Source organism: Tessaracoccus luoxuelianae (assembly GCF_055326245.1).
The window spans coordinates 343,395-362,248 of record NZ_JBUZNO010000001.1; the positions used below are offsets into that span (position 1 = coordinate 343,395).

The 18,854-nt window shown below is 72.5% G+C and carries 14 protein-coding genes and 1 pseudogene; 6 read left to right on the plus strand and 9 right to left on the minus strand.

What is annotated here, in order from left to right:
• Positions 1-110: 110 nt before the first annotated feature.
• The 3 genes from ftsL to mraZ all read right to left on the minus strand — a co-directional run bounded on the left by ftsL (position 111) and on the right by mraZ (position 2,146).
• Positions 111-620, minus strand: coding sequence for a cell division protein FtsL (ftsL, locus tag ACZK39_RS01570; protein ID WP_182782603.1), 510 nt, complete (start codon positions 618-620; stop codon positions 111-113).
• Positions 617-1,579, minus strand: a complete 963-nt coding sequence (gene rsmH, locus ACZK39_RS01575) for a 16S rRNA (cytosine(1402)-N(4))-methyltransferase RsmH (protein ID WP_463612303.1) — start codon at positions 1,577-1,579, stop codon at positions 617-619. The genes ftsL and rsmH overlap by 4 nt, the downstream gene beginning before the upstream one ends.
• Positions 1,580-1,711: 132 nt before the next feature.
• Complete coding sequence (gene mraZ / locus ACZK39_RS01580; protein WP_182782601.1) at positions 1,712-2,146, minus strand: division/cell wall cluster transcriptional repressor MraZ; 435 nt, start codon at positions 2,144-2,146, stop codon at positions 1,712-1,714.
• A gap of 233 nt (positions 2,147-2,379) precedes the next feature.
• Here mraZ and ACZK39_RS01585 point away from each other — a divergent pair, with 233 nt between their 5' ends.
• The 4 genes from ACZK39_RS01585 (at position 2,380) to ACZK39_RS01600 (ending at position 7,286) form a co-directional block, all read left to right on the plus strand.
• A complete protein-coding gene (locus tag ACZK39_RS01585; protein WP_182782635.1) occupies positions 2,380-3,279 on the plus strand; it encodes an AAA family ATPase in 900 nt (299 codons plus the stop codon).
• A gap of 4 nt (positions 3,280-3,283) precedes the next feature.
• On the plus strand, positions 3,284-4,510 hold the full coding sequence (locus ACZK39_RS01590; RefSeq protein WP_182782600.1) for a DUF58 domain-containing protein: 1,227 nt from the start codon (positions 3,284-3,286) through the stop codon (positions 4,508-4,510).
• Positions 4,507-6,660, plus strand: a complete 2,154-nt coding sequence (locus ACZK39_RS01595) for a transglutaminase TgpA family protein (protein WP_463612304.1) — start codon at positions 4,507-4,509, stop codon at positions 6,658-6,660. Before ACZK39_RS01590 ends, ACZK39_RS01595 begins: the two co-directional genes overlap by 4 nt.
• A gap of 230 nt (positions 6,661-6,890) precedes the next feature.
• Positions 6,891-7,286 (plus strand): SCO2097 family morphological protein, encoded by a 396-nt coding sequence (locus ACZK39_RS01600; RefSeq protein WP_182782598.1) that lies wholly within the window; start codon positions 6,891-6,893, stop codon positions 7,284-7,286.
• A gap of 6 nt (positions 7,287-7,292) precedes the next feature.
• Here the strand turns inward: ACZK39_RS01600 and ACZK39_RS01605 are convergent, their stop codons facing one another.
• The 5 genes from ACZK39_RS01605 to ACZK39_RS01625 are packed head-to-tail and all read right to left on the minus strand — an operon-like array spanning position 7,293 to position 13,889.
• The gene (locus tag ACZK39_RS01605; protein WP_463612305.1) at positions 7,293-8,030 is read right to left on the minus strand and encodes a gamma-glutamyl-gamma-aminobutyrate hydrolase family protein; all 738 of its coding nucleotides are present in this window, start codon (positions 8,028-8,030) and stop codon (positions 7,293-7,295) included.
• Between the two features lie 37 nt (positions 8,031-8,067).
• Entirely contained in the window at positions 8,068-9,267 is a 1,200-nt protein-coding gene (dinB, locus tag ACZK39_RS01610; RefSeq protein WP_463612306.1) for a DNA polymerase IV, read from the minus strand.
• Position 9,268: 1 nt separating this feature from the next.
• Positions 9,269-13,081 carry a DNA polymerase III subunit alpha gene (locus ACZK39_RS01615; RefSeq protein WP_463612307.1) on the minus strand — a complete coding sequence of 1,271 codons (3,813 nt, stop codon included), beginning with the start codon at positions 13,079-13,081 and terminating at the stop codon, positions 9,269-9,271.
• Positions 13,081-13,539: an SAV_6107 family HEPN domain-containing protein gene (locus ACZK39_RS01620; RefSeq protein ID WP_463612308.1), complete on the minus strand. Its 459-nt coding sequence runs from the start codon at positions 13,537-13,539 to the stop codon at positions 13,081-13,083. The genes ACZK39_RS01615 and ACZK39_RS01620 overlap by 1 nt, the downstream gene beginning before the upstream one ends.
• Entirely contained in the window at positions 13,539-13,889 is a 351-nt protein-coding gene (locus ACZK39_RS01625) for a DUF6504 family protein (protein ID WP_463612309.1), read from the minus strand. The genes ACZK39_RS01620 and ACZK39_RS01625 overlap by 1 nt, the downstream gene beginning before the upstream one ends.
• A 209-nt stretch (positions 13,890-14,098) precedes the next feature.
• Between ACZK39_RS01625 and ACZK39_RS01630 the strand changes: the two are divergent.
• A pseudogene (locus ACZK39_RS01630) lies at positions 14,099-15,265 on the plus strand (phytoene desaturase family protein); the annotation flags it as partial.
• Between the two features lie 10 nt (positions 15,266-15,275).
• Here the strand turns inward: ACZK39_RS01630 and ACZK39_RS01635 are convergent.
• Positions 15,276-16,121 carry a formate/nitrite transporter family protein gene (locus ACZK39_RS01635; RefSeq protein ID WP_463612310.1) on the minus strand — a complete coding sequence of 282 codons (846 nt, stop codon included), beginning with the start codon at positions 16,119-16,121 and terminating at the stop codon, positions 15,276-15,278.
• Positions 16,122-16,637: 516 nt separating this feature from the next.
• On the opposite strand from ACZK39_RS01635, the gene ACZK39_RS01640 reads away from it, so the two are divergent.
• On the plus strand, positions 16,638-18,836 hold the full coding sequence (locus ACZK39_RS01640) for a HelD family protein (RefSeq protein ID WP_463612311.1): 2,199 nt from the start codon (positions 16,638-16,640) through the stop codon (positions 18,834-18,836).
• Positions 18,837-18,854 lie beyond the last annotated feature (18 nt).

An 18,854-nucleotide genomic window follows, 5' to 3' on the forward strand; every position in this document is an offset into this window, starting at 1 on the left:
CGCCGGAGGGCTTCCTGCCGCCAGCGGCGGCGCCCTTCTGGGGGCGCGCGGACGATGACGCACGAGTCCCGTTGGTGGCCCGCGGCCGCCCTTTGCGTTCCGCCATGGCCTTACTCCCCCGTCGTTCCGGCCGCGACGAGATCGTCGGGCAGCTCTACCACCGGCGCCTCCGGCCTCGGCGTGGTGACTGGGGCCGCCGTCGAGGGCGCCTCTGAGCGGCGGCCGCGCAGGTAGGGCAGCTCGTCTCCGGTGACGGCCGTCGGCACGCCGGTGACCGTGTGATCCGCCAGGTGGATGAACGCCGGGTACGGGTTGGGAACCATGCCGAGCTGGGAGGCCCGCAGCGCCAGCGCGTTGGCGCTGGAGACGTTCTGGAGCTGGGAGGTGAGGGCGGCCTGGGTGTAGCCGAGCTCGGTGGCCTCCCTGCGGAGGCCGGCCAGCTCGCGGGACTGGGCGCCCACGGAGGTGGTGACCACCATCACCAGGCCCAGGCCGGCGGCGATCAACAGGACCACGATGACGGCGAAGCCGAGGGGGGAGACGGTGCCGCCGGGCATCCTGACGACGCGCAGGCGTGGGGCGGGCGGGCTCCCGGCGGCGGTGATCGGCTGGGCGCTCATGCGGTGGCCTCCCTGATTCGTGTCGCTGCCCTGAGCCGCGCGGAGGCGGCCCGGGGGTTGCTGGCGGTCTCTTGCTCGCTGGGCCGCTCGGCGCCGCGGGTCAGCAGCATCAACTCGGCCTTGAGGTACTCGGGGACGACGGGGAGGTCGCGGGGTGCGCGGTCCGCGGACTTCGCGGCCAGGGTGCGCTTGACCAGGCGGTCCTCCAGCGAGTGGTAGCTGAGCACCGCGATCCGGCCGCCCACGGCCAGGGCGTCGACGGCCGCCGGCAGGACCCCCTCGAGGGCGGCCAGCTCCCGGTTGACCTCGATCCGCAGCGCCTGGAAGGTGCGCTTGGCGGGATGGCCGCCGGTGTGGCGGGCGGCGGCGGGGATGGCCGCCGAGATGGCCTCCACCAGGCGCCCCGAGCTGGTGAACGGGGCGCGCTGCCGCTCGTCGACGACGGCGCGGGCGATGCGGTCCGCGAACCGCTCCTCGCCGTACCACTTGAGGATCCGCGACAGTTCACGGGCCGGGTAGGTGTTGAGCACGTCGGCGGCGGTGGGGCCCTCCGTCGGGTTCATCCTCATGTCCAGGGGCGCGTCGACGCGGTAGGCGAAGCCGCGCTCCAGGCGGTCGATCTGGAGCGAGGAGAGGCCGAGGTCCAGCAGGATGGCGTCCACCTTCGCGACGCCGAGATCCTCCAGCACCTCGGGGAGCTCGTCGTAGACGGCGTGCACGAGGGTGGCCCGCTCGGCCAGCGGGCCCAGGCGGTCGCGGGCGACGGCGTGGGCGTCGGGGTCCCGGTCGATGCCGATCAGGCGGGCCTCCGGGCAGGCCTCCAGCACGGCGATCGCGTGGCCGGCGAGGCCGAGGGTGCCGTCGACGTAGACCGATCCCGGGCGCTGCAGGGCCGGGCGCAGGAGTTCGACGATGCGGTCTTCCATGACCGGTTCGTGAACGTCCGCGTAGCCCTGCATGTGTCTCGACCCTTGTCTTCTGATGGAAATTCGTCCGTCTCGTGCGCCCCACCCGGAGGTTCCCTTCCGGAGTGGACCTGACATCGGGGAAGTGAGGTCAGGGCCGCCGGCCGGGAGCCACCGGGTGGGCCGTCAGAGCCTGTGGAAGGCGCTGAGTTCGTCGTCCATGCCGGCGAAACCCTCTTCGCTGGCCGCGGAGTAGGTCTGCCAGGTCTCGGCGTCCCAGATCTCGGCGCGGTTCATCGCTCCGATCACCACGACGTCGCGATCCAGGCCGGCGTAGTCGCGCAGGATCTGGGGGATGGTCACCCGCCCTTGCCGGTCCGGAACTTCGAAGCTGGCGCCCGCCGTCATCATGCGCTGATAGTCGCGGACCTGCTTCACGGTGCTCGGGGCGCTCATGGCCTCTGCCATCAACGCCTCGAACGTGTCCTTGGGGTAGACGGCCAACGCCCGCTCCTGGGTGCGGGTGACCACCAGTCCGGCCTCCAAGGCGTCGCGGAACCTGGCGGGCAGGATGAGGCGCCCCTTCTCGTCCAACTTGGGTGTGTAGGTCCCCAGAAACATCGGTGTGCGCCCCCCTTCGCTCCACTAGCCATCCACTTCGCTCCATTTCGCCCCACCGTACCCCACTTCCCCCCACAAGGGCACCACTTTGTGGCGTGTTGGCTGGTCGTTGCCGCTGGCAACTACGCTGGAACCGCCGTCCCGGCCCGCCACCAGAAGGAGTCCCGGTGAACCAGCCCGTCACCCCCTCGCTCGCCGAGGTCTCCAAGCTCGCCCGCGACATCGCCGCAGAGATGGGCCGGGTGATCGAGGGCAAGCCGCATCAGATCCGGATGGCCGTGGCGGTGCTGCTCGCGGAGGGCCACCTGCTCATCGAGGACGTCCCCGGGGTGGGGAAGACGGTGCTGGCGAAATCGCTGGGCCGCGCCATCTCCGGCAACGTCAAGCGCATCCAGTTCACGCCTGACCTGCTGCCCAGCGACGTGACCGGCGTGTCGGTGTTCAACCAGGCCACGCGCGAGTTCGAGTTCAAGCCGGGCGGCATCTTCGCCCACATCGTGCTGGGCGACGAGATCAACCGCGCCTCCCCCAAGACGCAGTCCGCGCTGCTGGAGGCCATGGCCGAGGGCCAGGTGTCCGCGGACGGGCACACGTATCAACTGAGCGAGCCCTTCATGGTGATCGCCACCCAGAACCCCATCGAGATGGAGGGCACCTATCCCCTCCCCGAGGCGCAGCGCGACCGGTTCATGGCGCGCATCACCATGGGCTACCCGGCGCGGCAGGCCGAGGTGGCGATGCTCACCCACAACGCCGGCGGGGACCAGTTGGCCAGCATCTCGCCGGTCACCGACGCCGCCGCCATCGCCGCCGCCGTCCGCACCATCCGCAGCGTCTACGTGGCCCCGGTGATCAACGACTACATCGTCGCCATCTCCGAGGGCACCCGGCGCCACCCGGACCTCCGGCTGGGGGCCAGCCCCCGCGCGTCGCTGCACCTCATGCGGGCCTCCCGCGTGGAGGCTGCGCTGGCGGGCCGGGACTACGTGATCCCCGAGGACGTGCGCAGCCTCGCGGTGGCCGTGCTGGCGCACCGGGTGCTGCCGACGGTGGAGGCCCAGGTGTCGCGGCGGGACCCGGAGAGCATCATCGGGGCCATCGTGGACGCCACCCCCGCACCGAACCGGGGCTGAGGCGTTGCCCAAGCGGGGAACCCGGCTGACGGGCCGCGGCATCATGCTGCTGGTCCTGGGTGTCGCGGCCACCGCCGGGGCCGGCTACCTGGGCGAGCGCGACCTCATGTGGGTGGCGCTGACCCTGGCGGTGCTGCCCCTGCTCGCCGCGGGCTACCTCGTGCTGGCGCGCCCACGCGTCAGCCACCAGCGCTCGCTCACCCCGCCCACCATCCCCGTCGGCACCTCCACCCGGGTGGTGCTGCAGGTGGCCAACCAGTCGCCGGCGCAGGCCAGCGCCCTGCGCTTCCTGGACACCGCACCCGACCCGCTGGGGGGTGGGGCGGCCTTCGTGATCGCCCGCGGCTTCGGCCGGTGGCGTCAGGCCGTGGGCTACACGTTGGAGGCTGCGCTCCGGGGGCGGTTCGAGATCGGCCCGCTGCTGGGCTCCGCCGCGGACCCGTTCGGCCTCGCCCTGCGCACGTTCACGGCTGCCGGCGAGACGACCCTCCTGCGGGTCACGCCTCGGGTGTGGCCGCTCGGCGAGCTCACCGGCGGGGCGGGGCTGGGCGCGGCGGGCGACGCGACCCCGCAGCGGATCGGGCAGGCCGGTCAGGACGACGTGCTGGTGCGCGAGCACCGCCACGGCGACGACATGCGTCGGGTGCACTGGAAGATGAGCGCCAAGCAGGGCGACCTCATGGTCCGGCTCGAGGAGCATCCGTGGGACCCGTCGAGCACGCTCATCGTGGACAACAGGCTCGACGCGCACCTCGGCGAGGGCCCCACGGGCAGCCTCGAGTGGGCGGTCTCCGCCGTCACCTCGATCGCGGCGCTGCTGGTGGAGGGCCGCTACCGGCTGTCCGTGGTGGCGCCGTCGGGGACGGTGTTCGAGTCTGGCCACGCCGTCGGGCACGGGGCGCGGCACGCGATGGTGGAGGCCATGACGGACCTGGCGCCGTCGGAGGAGACGTGGCTGGGGCGCGCCGTCACGGACACCGAGGCGCTCACCTCGGCGTCCTCGATCGTCGCGGCCACCGGCCTGCTGCGCGCGGCGGACGCGGCGGCGCTGGTGGCCGCCGGGGGGCGGGCGCGGAGCCTGGTGGCGCTGGTGCCGGACGCGCGCGCCTGGGGGGCCGCCGACGACGAGCACGACGACGCCTGCAGGCTGCTGCGCAACCACGGCTGGACCATCGAGGCCTACGCGCCGGGGGAGCCGATGCCCCAGGTGTGGAAGCGGGTGTCGCGGTGAGGTTCAGCTACCACCCCTGGACCAGCCTCGTGGCCGCGGTCGCGCTCTGGCTCGGGTTGCTCCCGCTCTCGACGATGGTGCAGGGCGCGGGCTACCTCGTCGAGTCCGCCGTCGTGCTGGGGATCGTCGGTGTCACCGGGGCCGCGCTCGCCGCGCTCCACCTGCCGCGGATGCTGGTGCTGATGCTCCAGATCCTCGCGGGCGGCGCCTACGTGGTCTGGCGGGCAACCTCCCTTGCCGGCGCGGGCATCACGGATCCGCTGGGCTCGATGCAGGCGCTGGTCGCCGAGGGCGTGGTGACCATCCGCACCAGCGCCGCGCCCGTCGAGCCCACCCCCGGTCTGATGTGGCTCATCGTGGCGCTCACCGGGCTGCTGATCCTGGTGGTGGAGCTGCTGGTCAACGTCCTGGAACAGCCGGCGTGGGCCATCGCGCCGGTGGCGCTGGTGTACGGCATCGCGTCCATCGCGGTCATCGACGAGCTGTCGTTCGTGTTCGTGCTGCCCGTGGTGGTGGGCTACCTGGCGTTGCTGGTGAGCGCCACGGGGCTGGCCGACGAGGTCACCGGCAAGGCGTCGCGCGTCGGCGCCTACCTTCTGTCGCGGGCGCAGGTGGCGGTGGCGTTCGGGGCGGTCGCGGTGGCCCTGGCGCTCGTGCTCGCCCCGCTGGTGCCGCTCGGGCAGAAGCAGCCCTGGAACAGCGACGGCCCGGACGGCCCCATCCAGCTCAGCGACCCCACCGTCCGCCTGGAGCAGGACCTCAAGCGGCCCGCGGACACCCGCATCCTCACGTATCGCACCTCCAACGACGAGAGCGTCTACATGCGCACCGTCGCGCTGCCGGAGCTCACCACCGCAGGGGCGCGCCTGCTCCCCATGCGCCTCTCGCGGATCGGGCTGGCGGGCGCCCACACGTTCCCCGGCGAACGCGTGGAGATCGACGTGGCCATGGCCGGCGTGCCGTCGGAGTACCTGCCCGCCCCGTTCGCGGCCGAGTCCATCGACGCCGACGGCAGCTGGAGCTTCGACCCCGACACGATGAGCATCGTGGCCTCGGGCCCGGACCGCCTGGAACAGACGATCGACCTCAACTACTCCGTGGTCTCCACCCTGCCGTCCCCGTCGCGGGAGGACATCGAGGCGGCCGAGGCAGGCGGCGGCGTCAACGCCGTCACTGTCGCGGTGCCTGAGGGGCTCGCCCCCGTGGTCACGGACCTGACCGCCGACGTGGTCTCGGAGGCCGCCACCGCCGGCCAGAAGGCGCTTGCGATCCAGGAGTTCCTCCGCTCGGACGCCTTCACCTACTCGCTCGAGGCCCCGCCGTCGACCGGCTCCGACGCCATCAGCGCCTTCCTCCTCGAGGAGCGGGCAGGCTACTGCATCCACTTCGCCGCGGCCATGATCACCATGTCCCGCCTCGAGGGGATCCCCGCGCGGATGGCCGTCGGGTTCGCCCCCGGCGAGCGCCTCGAGGACGGCACCTTCGAGGTCACCGCGCACGACGCCCACGCCTGGCCGGAGCTCTTCCTCGACGGGCTCGGCTGGGTGCCGTTCGAGCCCACCCCCGCGTTCGACGGCCCTCCCGAGTACACCGATCCGGCCACGCAGCCCTCAGGCGCACCGTCGGATTCGCCGTCACCCAGCCCGTCGACGCCCACGACCCTGCCGTCTGCGCTCCCCTCCGAGGAGCCGATGCCCACGTTCCAGCCCAGCGCCCCGGGCGGCGACGGCGACGTGGGATGGCTGGACTGGCTGCTCGCCGGGATCGCGCTGGTCGCGCTGAGCGTGCCCGCCGCGGTCCGGCGGGGGCAGCGGTGGTGGAGGCTGCGCGGCGGCCAGGAGGCGAGGGTCGCGGCCGGTTCGGCGTGGACGGAGGTGGAGGCCCTGTTCCGGGACTTCCGCCGGCCCTGGCCGGACGGCTCCCCCGGGCCGGTGTCGGAGTCCGTGGACCTTCCCCCCAACGGCGCGGCGGCGCTGCGGGAGCTCGCGCACACCGTCGAGGTGAGTAAGTTCTCGCGTGACACGGCGGATCCTGGGCGGCTGCCCGCCCAGGTGCGCGCGGTGCGGGCCTCGCTCTGGGCGGACTCCTCGGCCATGGTGCGGGCCAGGGCGATCCTCCTGCCGGCCTCTCTCTGGCGCCTCCGCCGCTGATGAGGCTTCGCGGCACCTCTCCGCGGGCAGAGGAGCGAGGAGCGCAGCGACGAGCCTCGAAGCCCAAAAAGAGTGACCTTGTCAGCTAACGTTTCTGAGGCTTCGTCGCCGCTTCGCGGCACCTCAGCCAGCTGAAGGGGCGATCCTCCTGCAGGCCTCTCTCTGGCGTCGACTTCCCGCCGGTTGACCCGGCGCATAGACTGGAACGAAAGGTCGACGAGGGAGAACCAATGGCGCTTTCTGAGCAGGAACGAAAGCTGCTGGAGCAGCTTGAAGCGTCCCTCATGGCCGAGGACCCCAAGCTCGCTGACACGCTGAGCGGGTCGTCGACCATCCGCATTCACCGCCGCAGGGCGGCCATCGCCGGCGTGGGGTTCATCGCCGGCGTCGTGGTGTTGTTGGTGGGGGTCCAGGTGCACCCCGCGGTGAGCGTGCTCGGCTTCCTGCTCATGCTCGGCGCGGCGCTGATCGGCATCAACTCGTGGCGCAGGGTGGGTGACGAGGGCGCCCAGCCCAGCAGGCGCGGGCCCAGCGCGCCGCGGCCCTCGCCGTCGACCAACCCATCGCAGGACTTCATGGACAAGCTTGAGGAGCGGTGGCGCCGTCGCCAACAGGGCGACCTCTGATCCTCCTCAGGCGCTGGCGCGGGGTGCCTCGGTGCTGCGGATGTGCGCGGCCAGCCAGCGCAGCAGACCGGTGAGCTGATCCGGCTCCGCCCCCTCGTCCTCCGGGTGCCATTGCACCGCCAGGACGGGGCGGTCCGGGTCCTCGATCCCCTCGATCACGCCGTCGTGCGTGGCCCACGCCGTGGGCCTCAGGCCCTCGCCCAGTCGTTCGACGCCCTGATGGTGCGAGCTGCGCACCGTCAACCGCTCAGCTGGGAGCGCGTCCGCCAACCGCGACCCGGCCTCCACGTCGACGAGGTGGTCCAACATGCCGCGCTGGCCGTCGGGGAGCCGGTGGGTCTGGGCGGTGAACAGGTCCGGAGACAGGTTCCCCCCGTAGGCCACGTTGATCAACTGCATCCCGCGGCAGATCCCCAGCAGCGGACGGCGGTCCGCGCGGCAGGCCTGCACCACGGCGATCGAGCGGCGGTCCGCGGTGCCCAGGTGGTCCCCGGACCCGGGATACTCGTTCCTGCCCTTGTAGACGCGCGGGTCCACGTCGTGCCCGCCGAGCAGCACCACCGCGTCCGCGGCAGCGAGCGCCGCGTGCCACACGTGATCCCCGCAGTCCTGCATGCCGATGAGGGTGGTGGTCCAGCCGGCCTCGCGGGCGAGGGCCACAGTCCGGTCCGCCAGCGCCACCAGGAGCTCACCGAAGTGGCCGGGCTGATAGCGGGAGGCGGGCGCGATGACAAGGAGTTTCATCTCCCCCATGCTGCTGGGGGACCGTTGCGAATGTGTATCAGGCATGGATCAGGTGTGGATCAGTTCGCTCATCCCTTCGGCGGGTGAGGGTGGCCCGCCGCACGGCGTGCGGGCCGAACCGCAGCACCGCCTTGTCGATGGCCTGCTCCGCCTCCGTCCATCCGCGGGCCGGCTCGTCCAGCGCGGGCTGCTCGTAGGTGCCGGCCTTCGGCACCAGCTTCTCCATCCGCACCCCCACCCTGCGGATCCGGGCGCGCTGCAGGTTGAGCTTGGTGAACAGCCGCATCGCCTCGGCGTAGATGTCGTTGGTGCGGTCCGTGGGGGCGGAGATCGTGCCGGTGCGCGTGATGGTGGTGAAGTCCGCGAACCGCACCGACAGCGTCACCGTGCGCCCCACCATGGACTGCGCCCGCATCCGCGACGCGGTTCGGTCCGCCATCCGCAGGATCTCCGTGGCCACCACGCCCGCGTCGTCGGTGTCCTGCGGGAACGTCTCCTGCGAGCCGACGCTGTGCTCGGCGGGCTCTCGGGCCAGGACGGAGCGGTCGTCGCGGCCCCAGGCAAGGTCCAGCAGGAGCGCGCCCTGCCCGTCGCCGAGCGCCCGCTGCAGGGTGGAACGGGGGGTGTTGGCGATGTCGCGGACGGTGCTGAGGCCCAGCCGGTGCAGCCGCGCCGCCGTCGCCTCCCCCACGCCCCAGATGGCCTCCACCGGCAGCGGGTGCAGGAATGCGATCACCTCTTCGGCGCGGACCCGCACCAGGCCGTCCGGCTTGGCGGCCTTCGACGCCAGCTTGGCGATGAACTTGCTGGGGCCGATGCCCATCGAGCACGGCACCCCCTGCTCGTCCATCACCTGGGCGCGGAGCGTCTCCCCGATGGCAACAGGGTCTCCTCCGAGGCGGCGCAGCGCCGTGGTGAGGTCGATGAACGCCTCGTCGATGGAGGCCATCTCCACCCGGTCCGTCACCGTGTCGAAGATCTCGCGGATGCCGTCGGAGACCGCCGAGTAGTGGTCGAAGTCCGGGTGGATCACGGCCACCTGCGGGCACAGGCGCCTTGCCCGGCTCGACGGCATGCCCGCGCCGATCCCGAACCGGCGCGCCGGGTAGTTGGCCGAGAGCACCACCCCGCGGGTGGAGCCGCCGACGAACATCGGCACCTCCCGCAGCTCTGGGTGCCGGGCCATCTCCACCGAGGCGTAGAACGCGTCCATGTCCACATGAGCGATGACTGGCATCTCATCTCCCTGAGCTTCCCGGGCTGGAGTGCCACAGCTTGCGTGGCGCCTCGGCGGCGCCGGTGCCCGCCGGCTTGATGTCCGCGTAGGGCGACTGCGTGAACCCGCTGGCGTGCACCAGCACCCGGCGGCGCCCCATGCCGCCCGCGCGGGTGTGTTCCTGCGGGTCCGGGGGCGGCTCCTCGTCGACGCCCGGTGCGGGCTGCGCGGCCGGGGCGTGCCGCTCGGCCGGCGCGGGGTGCCACTGGCCCACCAGGGAGTAGCCCACGGGCACCTCGTCGATGATGGCCACCACCGCCGCGACAGCCTCGGCCTCCGTGGCCCCCTCGGCCAGCGCCGCCCGCCACGCCTCGTCGAGCCGGCCCAGGTCCCAGCAGCCGGTGGCGCGGATGGACACCCCCCGCGGGCCGGTGCGGCGGACCTTGCCGCGCACCAGCACCATCCAGGAGGCGAACACGGTGGCCGCGTACGGGCCCTGCGCGTCCTCGAAGAAGGTGGCGTCCACCGGGCCGGTGGAGTCGTCCAGGGTGAGGAAGATCACGCGCCGCCCGGAGCGCACCGGGGGCGTCTGGGTGGCCACCTTCACGCCCGCGACGAGGATCTCGGCCTGGTTGCGCTGCTGCAGCAGGGTGCGCGAGCTGGTGGCGCCGAGCGCCCGCAGCAGCGGCAGGTAGCGCTCCATGATGTGGTGGCTGACGTCCAGGCCGAGGATCTCCAGCTCCGCCTTCAGCCGCTGCTCGTCGTCCATCTCCGGCAGGCCGGTGACGGGCACGTCCGCCGTCGGCTCCGTCTCGGCGACGCCGAAGTCCAGCGCACCCTGCACCGCCTGCGGCGGGTGGCCCGCCCGCTGCCGCTGCGCCCAGGCGAGTTCCCCGGGGTCCGTCCCCGCGACACTCCTGCGCCGCCCCTTCGCCCGCGACACCACCCGCTCGTCCGCCCGCCGCTGCCGGTGCAGGTCCGCCAGCGCCAGCAGCAGGTCCCGGCGGGTGATCTGGCCGCGCCGCTGCACCGGGGCGTGGCGGCCGATGCGGTAGAGGGCGTCGAAGGCCCCTGCCAGGATGAGCCGTTCGACGACGGGCTCGGCCACCCGGGCCCGCCCCCAGAAGTCCGTGAGCGAGGCGTAGGGCTGCCCGGCGACGATGCGCTCCATCTCCGCCTCGGCGATGCCCTTGACGTCTGCCAGCGAGAGCCGGATGCCCCAGCCGTCGACCTGCGGCAGCCCGTCCGTGGTGGGCGGGGCGCCGATGGCGAGGTGCTCCGGCAGCGCCATCGGCTCCTCCGCGGCCTCGCCGTCGGCCAGCGCCTCGGCGCGGTACTGGGCGGTGCTGCGGTTGACGTCCAGGCCCAGCACCGCGATGTTCATGCGGCGGGCCTCCTCCAGCAGCAGCCGCTTGGGGTACATGCCCGGATCATGCGTGAGGATGCCGGCGAGGAAGTGCGCCGGGTAGTAGCGCTTCAGCCACGCCGACTGGTAGGTGGGCAGCGCGAACGCGGCGGCGTGCGCCTTGCAGAACCCGAAGGAGGCGAACGAGACGAGGATCTCCCAGATCTGCCCGACGATGTGCTCGTCGTAGCCGCGGGCGCGGGCCTTGGGCCAGAACCACTCCTTGACCTGCGCCTGGCCCTCCTTGTCCCCGAGCGCCCGGCGCACCTCGTCGCCCTGGGCCAGGGTGCAGCCGGTGGCCACCGAGATGATCTGGATGATCTGCTCGTGGAACACCACCACGCCCTGGGTCTGCTCGAGGGCCGGGATGAGGCTGGGGTGCAGGTACTCGGGCTCCGCCCACCCCTGCCGCGCCTCCAGGAACGGGGTGATCATGTCCGACTTCACCGGGCCGGGACGGAAGAGGGAGATGTCGACGATGAGGTCGTGGAAGGTCTCGGGGCCGAACTTGCCCACCAGCTCCCGCTGGCCGGGCGACTCGATCTGGAAGCAGCCGAGCGTGGCGCGGTGGGCGATCATGTCGTAGACGGCCGGGTCGTCGAAGGGGTCCAGGTCGTCGATGAGCGGCGGGGGCCCGGCCGGCGAGGTGCGCGCGATCTCCGTCAGCGCGTGCGACATGGCCGACTGCATCCGGATGCCGAGAACATCCAGCTTGAGCAGGCCCAGGTCCTCCACGTCGTCCTTGTCGAACTGGCTCATCGGGTAGCCGCCGAAGCTGGCCTCCAGCGGGGTGCGCTGCCCGAGCGACGAGTCGCTGAGGATCACGCCGCAGGGGTGCAGGGCGATGTGCCGGGGCAGCCCGTCGAGCGATTCGACCAGCGAGAACAGCACATCGAGGCGCTCCTCCCCCAGGCCTGCGGCGCGCAGCTCGGGCAGGTCCCGCAGGGCGGCGCGGGCGTCTCGGGCGCGGATGTGCGGGAAGGCCTTGGCCATGGCGTCCACCTCCACCGGCGGCAGGCTGAGCGCGGCGCCCACATCGCGGACGGCGTGGCGCACCCGGTAGGTCTCGATCATGGCCACGCAGGCCACCCGCTGGCCGCCGAACGTGGCCAGGATCTTGTCGTAGACCTCGGTGCGGCGGGCGGATTCCACGTCCAGGTCGATGTCCGGCAGCGCCACCCGCAGCGGGGAGAGGAACCGCTCCATGATCAGGCCGTGCCGGATGGGGTCCACCCCGGAGATCCCGAGCGCGTAGTTGACCAGGCTGCCGGCGCCCGAGCCGCGGGCCGCGCAGCGGATGCCGAGCTCACGGATGAGGCCCACCACGTCTGCCACGGTGAGGAAGTAGGACTCGAACCCGAGCCTGCCGATCACGGACAGCTCGTCGTCGAGGCGGCCGGTCACCTCGGGGGTGAGGGATGCGTAGCGCTGCGCCAGGCCCGCCTCGCAGCGCGCGCGCAGCACCCCGGGCGCCTCGACCAGCGTGGTGCCGAGGGTCTCGAACTCGGGCAGCCGGATCTCCCCCAGCCCGACGTCGCCGACGGGGTCCAGCCGGCAGCGCTCGGCCAGGTGACGGGTGGCGCGCAGCAGCGCCGTGCCGTCCGGCTCACCCGCCAGGCGGGCCGCCTCCTCCGCCGCGGCCGCCATCGCCTCCCCAGGCTTCAGGTAGCCCTCGGCGTTGCGCCTGTCGATGGTGCGCACGTCCAGCGGGGCCAGCCGGCGGGCGGCGTCCAGCACGTCCGCGGTGGCGGCCTGCTCCCGCCGCGCCATCCGCGCCGCGTTGGTGAGGACGACGGGGACCGCGAGCCGGCGCGCCAGCCGGATCATGCCGGCGGCCTGGTGGGCCGACGCGGCCCCGCGACCGCCCGTCTGATGGTTGGTGGCGGCCAGGACCAGCCCGTGCCCCAGCTCCGAGCGCCACCGGGTGGCGGCGTCCTCCGCGAGGTCCGGGCGGCCGGCGGCCAGCGCCTCGCCCACCTCCGAGTCCGCGCCGAGCAGCACCACCGCGTCGCGCCCCGCGCAGTGCCGCGCGATCATCTCCAGGGTGACCGCCGGGTCCCCCCGCTCGCCGGTGAGCTGGGCGGCGGTGATGAGCTCGCACAGCGTGCCCCACCCGGCCCGGGAGGTGGCCAGCACCACGAGCCGCGGGAGCCGCTCGTCGCGCAGTTGCCCGCCGCGGGCCGCCGTGGGGCGCCTGGTGGGGCGCCAACCGTCCGGCCGGACCGCCAGGTCCACCCCGACGATGGGCGCGATCCCCGCCTTGAGGCAGGCCTTCGCGAACCGCACGGCGCCGTAGAGGCCGCCGCGGTCCGTGAGTGCGAGCGCGTCCATGCCGTGGCGCACCGCCTCGGCCACCAGCTCGCCGGGGTGGGAGGCGCCGTACTGGAAGGAGTAGCCCGAGGCCACGCGCAGGTGCACGAAGCTGTCCATCACGACGCCTTCGCGGCCGCCTGCTGCCGTCCCGCCTGCTGATGGCCCGCCTGCTGACGACCCGCCTGCTCCCGGCCTGCCTGCTGATGGCCTGCCTGCTGCCGTCCCGCCTGCTCCCGGCGGCCCAGCCAGCGCGCCGTCTCGGCGAGGTACTGCTGCGAGTCGCGGACCAGGTCCGCGGCGTCACGCTCGGTGACCAGCGCCCTGGCGCCCGCCTGCACGGCACGCGCCTTGGGCGCCACCGCGGCGAAGAACCCGGCCCACTCCCCGAACTCCGGCGCAACCCGGTAGAGCAGCGACCACACGTCCTGGCGGGGCCGCGTGCCCACGGGGGCTGCCGAGATGGCGGCGATGGCCACCTGCTCCGCCGAACGGTAGGCGGCCAGGTAGCGCTCCGTCGGCAGGTCCGCGTGTTCGGCCTCGACGGCGAGACGCCGGGCCTGGCTGAAATCGATCATCAGTCGAGCACCGCCTGCAGCACCCAGTTGTCGGCATCGACGGTGCGCGCCAGCTCGTAGACGCCCCGATGGCTCCCGTTTCCGGCCTCCACCCGCCACACCTCCCGCTCGCTGAGCAGGTCGCCGCGGGCTGGCGGGACTTCGGCTCTGGGGGGCTCCTCCCCGTCCCGGGTGGGGGCGGGGGCGACCTCCTCCCCGCGGGCAGCGCGCACCTGCCGGCCCGACCACCACGGGGTGGCCTGGCTCCAGCGGCCCTGGACCTCCTTGACCAGCAGCAGCCGGTCACGCCAGATGAACTGCCGCGGCTCGTCGCGGAACAGCACGTGGATGGGTTCCTGATATGTGCGCATGGGTGCCTCCCGGGGATCGTCTGATGGACTGTGCGATTCGACCCGGGAGCCCCGGCCCGACGCAGGGGTCGAGGCTGCGCCGGGCCGGAGCGGCCCATACCGCGGCGCCGTGCCCAACCAGAGCTTCCCCGAACTAATCGAACAGGCGTGCGGTAGTTCCTACTATATGCCCCCCCTCCGACAGAACGTCAAGCCCTATCCTGGGCCGCATGCTCACGATCCGAGGCGGCACGCTGGCCGGCATGGCCTGCGCCGCGCGGCTGGCAAAACTGGGCCATCCGGTGCGCCTGGACCTGGCCGGCGGACCGCTCGGGGGGCGCTGGGCGGCGGAGCGCGGGCAGCTGCCCCCCGTCGTCACCCTGCCCGCCACCTGGCGCGACCTGTTCAAGAAATCCGGCCGCCCGCTCGAGGCCGAGCTGGCACGGGCCGGCCTGGCGATGGTGGAGGCGCCACCCGCCGTGCACCGCTTCGACGACGGCGCCGAACTGGCGCTGCCCACCGAGCGCGGGCGGCAGTTCGCGGTGCTGAGCGGGCGGTACGGGCAACCCGTCGCGGAGCGGTGGCGCGACCTCCTCGACTCCCTCGACGGGGCCTGGCTGGCCGCGCGGCGGTTCGGTGTGGAGCGGCCGGACGCGCCCCGGACCGCGGAGGACCGGCGGGCGCTGCTGCTGGACCGCCCGCTCGCCGATGTCGCGGACCGGGCGGGGCATCCGCACCTGGCGCGGATCGTGCTGGACCTGGCGCCGGTGGCCGGCACGCGGTCGCGGCGGGCGCCCGGGCTGCTGGCCACCCGGCTGGTGGTGGAACGCACGTTCGGGCGGTGGCAGGTGGTCGACGACGCCGGTCGCGCGCAGCCGGGCGGGCGCCTGATCGAGCTGCTCGAGGGCCGCCTGGCCACGCGCCGGGTGGAGATCGTCGACGGGGTGGCCGGTGACGGGGTGGCCATGGACCGCGTGGTCGGTGAGCCCGCCGTCGACTGCCTCCCCCGTCGGCCCCGGTGGGGGCGGGCCGTACTGGCCCCCGCCGTCGGGCAGGCGGAGGTGGATGTCGCGGGCGAGGGTGCGGATGTCGCGGGCGAGGGGGCGGCCGAGACGGTGGACCACACCGGGCAGGCGCCGGTGCTGCGCTGGCGGATTCCCGGGCGCGAGCTGACGTGGGACTTCGGCCGGGCCTTGCCTGATGTCGAGTGGGGGGTGGAGCCGCGGTCGGCACGGGCGGTGCTGCGGCGGGCGCCGGTGGCTTCGGGGAGGCCGGCCGCGTCGTCGTGCTCACCCGCCGGCCCGGAGCCCTGGGCGGAGCTGGCCAGCGCAGCGCTGGCCGTCTACGAGGTGCACGAGCGCCTCACCGGCGAGGACGCGCGCCCGACGAACCGGGCGCGGCGGTAGCTCAGCCCGCGCGTCGACCGATCCGGCGGTCGTCGTTGACGTAGGCGTAGTAGATGCCGATCAGCACGCCGCCGCCGATGAAGTTGCCCAGCAGGGCTATCGCCACGTTGCCCATGCCGGGCAGCACGTCGATCCCCTGGGTGAAGCCCACGATGGTGAACAGGACGGTGTTGGCCACCGAGTGCTCGAGCCCCAGGAACGCGAAGATGAACACCGACATCACCATGGTCAGCGCCATGGTGATGGAATCCTTGAGGAAACCGTTGTAGACCAGCAGCATCGCCACGTTGATCATGAGGTTGCAGAGGATGGCGCGGACGAACAGGTCGCCCATCCCCGACGCGGTGGTCATGTAGCCCAGCTTGACCTCCACCGCTCCCAGCATCTTCTCCCCGACATGCCCGGCGGTCAGCGTGGAGAACCGCGCCATGGTGGCCAACAGCAACCCGCCGATCGCGTTGCCCAGGAAGCACAGCACCAGCAGCATGAGCCCGCGCAGCTGCCCCAGGCGTCGGTGGTAGACGGCGATGGAGGTGACCATCATGTTGGAGGTGAGGAGTTCGGACTTGGTGTAGTAGATGAACACCAGCGCCCAGCCGAACACGAAGGCGCCGACGGCCTTGCCGAGCCCGTAGCCGCCCTCGCCGAGGGACTCGATGGAGTCGAAGACGGACAGCACCGTGAAGTAGGCCAGGTAGAACAGGCCGATGAGGATGCCCGCCATGGCGGCCCGCTGGAGGTACTGCAGCGTGATCCGGCTGGACATTTCCGCCTTGGTGTCGGCGGCCTCCAACACGGCGTCGATGAAGAAGAGGCCGGGGAACAGGCGTTGGCGAGAAGGGTCCACGCGATAAGTTTGACATGACTAACTTCTGGGGAATAGAGCAGCCCCGACATTGGTTTCGGGCGCATTTGCGTGCACAATTCCGGGACCTACTGGGCTGGGCGGGCGGGGAGGCGCCGGCGCTACTTCTTGCCGCCTGCGCTACTTCTTGCCGCCTGCCCTCCTGCGCTCGGGACCGGACGGCGCCTGCGCTACTTCTCGCCGCCTGCCCTCTAGCGCTGGCGGCGAGACGCAAGGCAGGCGTGTAGGAGGCGCCAGCGCTAGATCGCAGGCGTCTGGACCTACCGCAGGCGTCTGGACCTATCGCTGGCGTCGAGCGGGATCGCTGGCGTCTGGACCTACCGCAGGCGTCTGGACCTACCGCTGGCGTCGAGCGGGATCGCCTGTCGTCGGCATGCACGGTGGGCCCCCGGGGAGCGCCCAGCGTCGGCACACCTCCCACACCACGAACGCCGGTGAACCCCGGCCCATGAACCGAGTAGGCTTGACTGTCTGTCTCAACCGGAGGATGCAAAGAAGTTGACTACATCGCGCGCGGGACTCGAACAAGAGATCGCCCTGGAACAGGGCCACGTCGACAAGGTCTACGCCAACCTGTCCACCGCCACTGCCAGCGCCAAGTCGATGGCCCAGGCGGGACGGGAGATCTTCCTCACCGATCGCACCAACTTCGTCCGCGAGGAGGACGGGACCGCGCTGTTCGAGCGCGACGCGTTCGCCTACCAAGCCGCCCGACGGCTCGCCATCCTGGACGCCGAGCACGACGGCCTGGTCTTCGGCCGCATCGACCTCACCACTGAGGAGACCCGCTACATCGGCCGCATCGGGGTGCGCGACGAGGAGTACGAGCCGCTGGTGATCGACTGGCGCGCCCCCGCCGCCGAACCGTTCTACCGCGCCACGCAGGCCGAACCGATGGACGTGATCCGCCGTCGCGTCCTCCGCTGCCGCGACGACCGGGTGATCGGACTCGAGGACGACCTTCTCGACGGATCCGCCGAGTCCGAGCTCCCCATCTTCGGGGAGGGCGCCCTCATGGCCGCGCTCAGCCGCGCCCGCGGCCGCACCATGCGCGACATCGTCGCCACCATCCAGGCCGAGCAGGACGAGGCCATCCGCGCCCCCTACCAGGGCGTCACCGTGATCGCGGGCGGACCCGGCACCGGCAAGACGGTGGTGGCGCTGCACCGCGCCGCCTATCTGCTCTACACCAACCGTGCCCGCCTGGAGAAGGGCGGCGTGCTGGTGGTGGGCCCGTCGAACGTGTTCATGAACTACATCGAGCGGGTGCTGCCCAGCCTCGGCGAGGACACCGTGACGCTGAAGGCCATCGGCGGGATCGCGGGCGACGTGCTGGGCCTGACGAGCGAGCGGGTCGACGGGTCGGCCGCGGCCACCATCAAGGGGAGCCTCGGCATGCTGAAGGTCCTGCGGCGCCTGGTCCGCACCCCGATGATCGCCCACCCGGAGGCGCTGCGGGTGCGGGTCACCGTCAAGGGTGAGGTGCTCGGGCTCGGCGAGTCCGAGTTGAGCCGCATCCGGGACCAGGTGCTGTCCAACACCAAGCTCAACCGCGGCCGCAAGCAGGCCACGGATCAGGTGGTGCACGCCCTCATCCGGAAGTTCCCCGACGACGTGCCCATCGAGCCCGCCGAGCTGGAGGACAGGGTCCGCGACCATCCCAGCCTGGCCATGTTCATGCACGCCTGGTGGCCCACCCTCACCGCCACCCGGGTGCTCGCCCGGTTGGCGGACCCCGCCGTCGTGGCCGCGGTGGCCCCGGAGCTGTCGGCGGACGAGCAGTCGGCCCTGGCGCGCTCCTACGCGTGGGTCGCGGGCGGGGACGAGGGGCCGGAGATCGTGCGGGGCTGGTCCGTGGCGGACATCGCGCTGCTGGACGAGTTGATCGACGTGCTGGGCGCCGCCCCGGAGGATCCGGAGCCCGAGATGGACGTGTTCATCGAGGGCGGGGACGTGCCCGAGGTGCTCAGCACCACGGACGTGCTGCGCTTCGAGCGGGTGGTGGACCCGGACGAGGATCCCCAGACCACTTACGCGCACATCCTCGTCGACGAGGGCCAGGACGTGACGCCCATGCAGTGGCGGATGCTGCGCCGACGGGGCCCCCAGTCGTCGTGGACCATCGTCGGGGACCCGGCGCAGAGCTCCTACCCGCACCAGGAGGAGACGTCGCGGGCGTTGGCGGACCTCGTGGGTCGCGGGCCCAGCCGCACGTTCACGCTGAGCACCAACTACCGGTCCCCCAGCGAGGTGTACGCGATGGCTGCGAAGGTGATCACCAAGGTGTTCCCGGATGCGGAGCTGCCGAAGGCGGTGCGCTCCACGGGGGTCGAGCCCAGGCTGGTGCACGCCACCTCCGACGCGCTGCACGGCGTGCTCCGCGACGAACTCATCGAGCTGGCGGGGCAGGTGAACGGCACCATCGGCGTGATCTGCCCGCCGTCGCTGATCCAGGACGTGCAGCGGTACGTGATGCAGGACGTGCGGCTGCGCGAGTTCGAGAACCGGCTCATCGTGGTGACGGCGCTGCAGGCGAAGGGGTTGGAGTACGACGGCGTGGTGGTGGTGTCGCCGGACGGTATTGTCGCGGAGGCGCCGGGCGCGGAGCGGGTGCTGTACGTGGCGTTGACGAGGGCGACGCAGCGGATGGTGACGGTCGACGTCGACACCTCCGCCTGGCGCTCCCTCCTCGCCTGACCACTCCCTTGGGAGGAC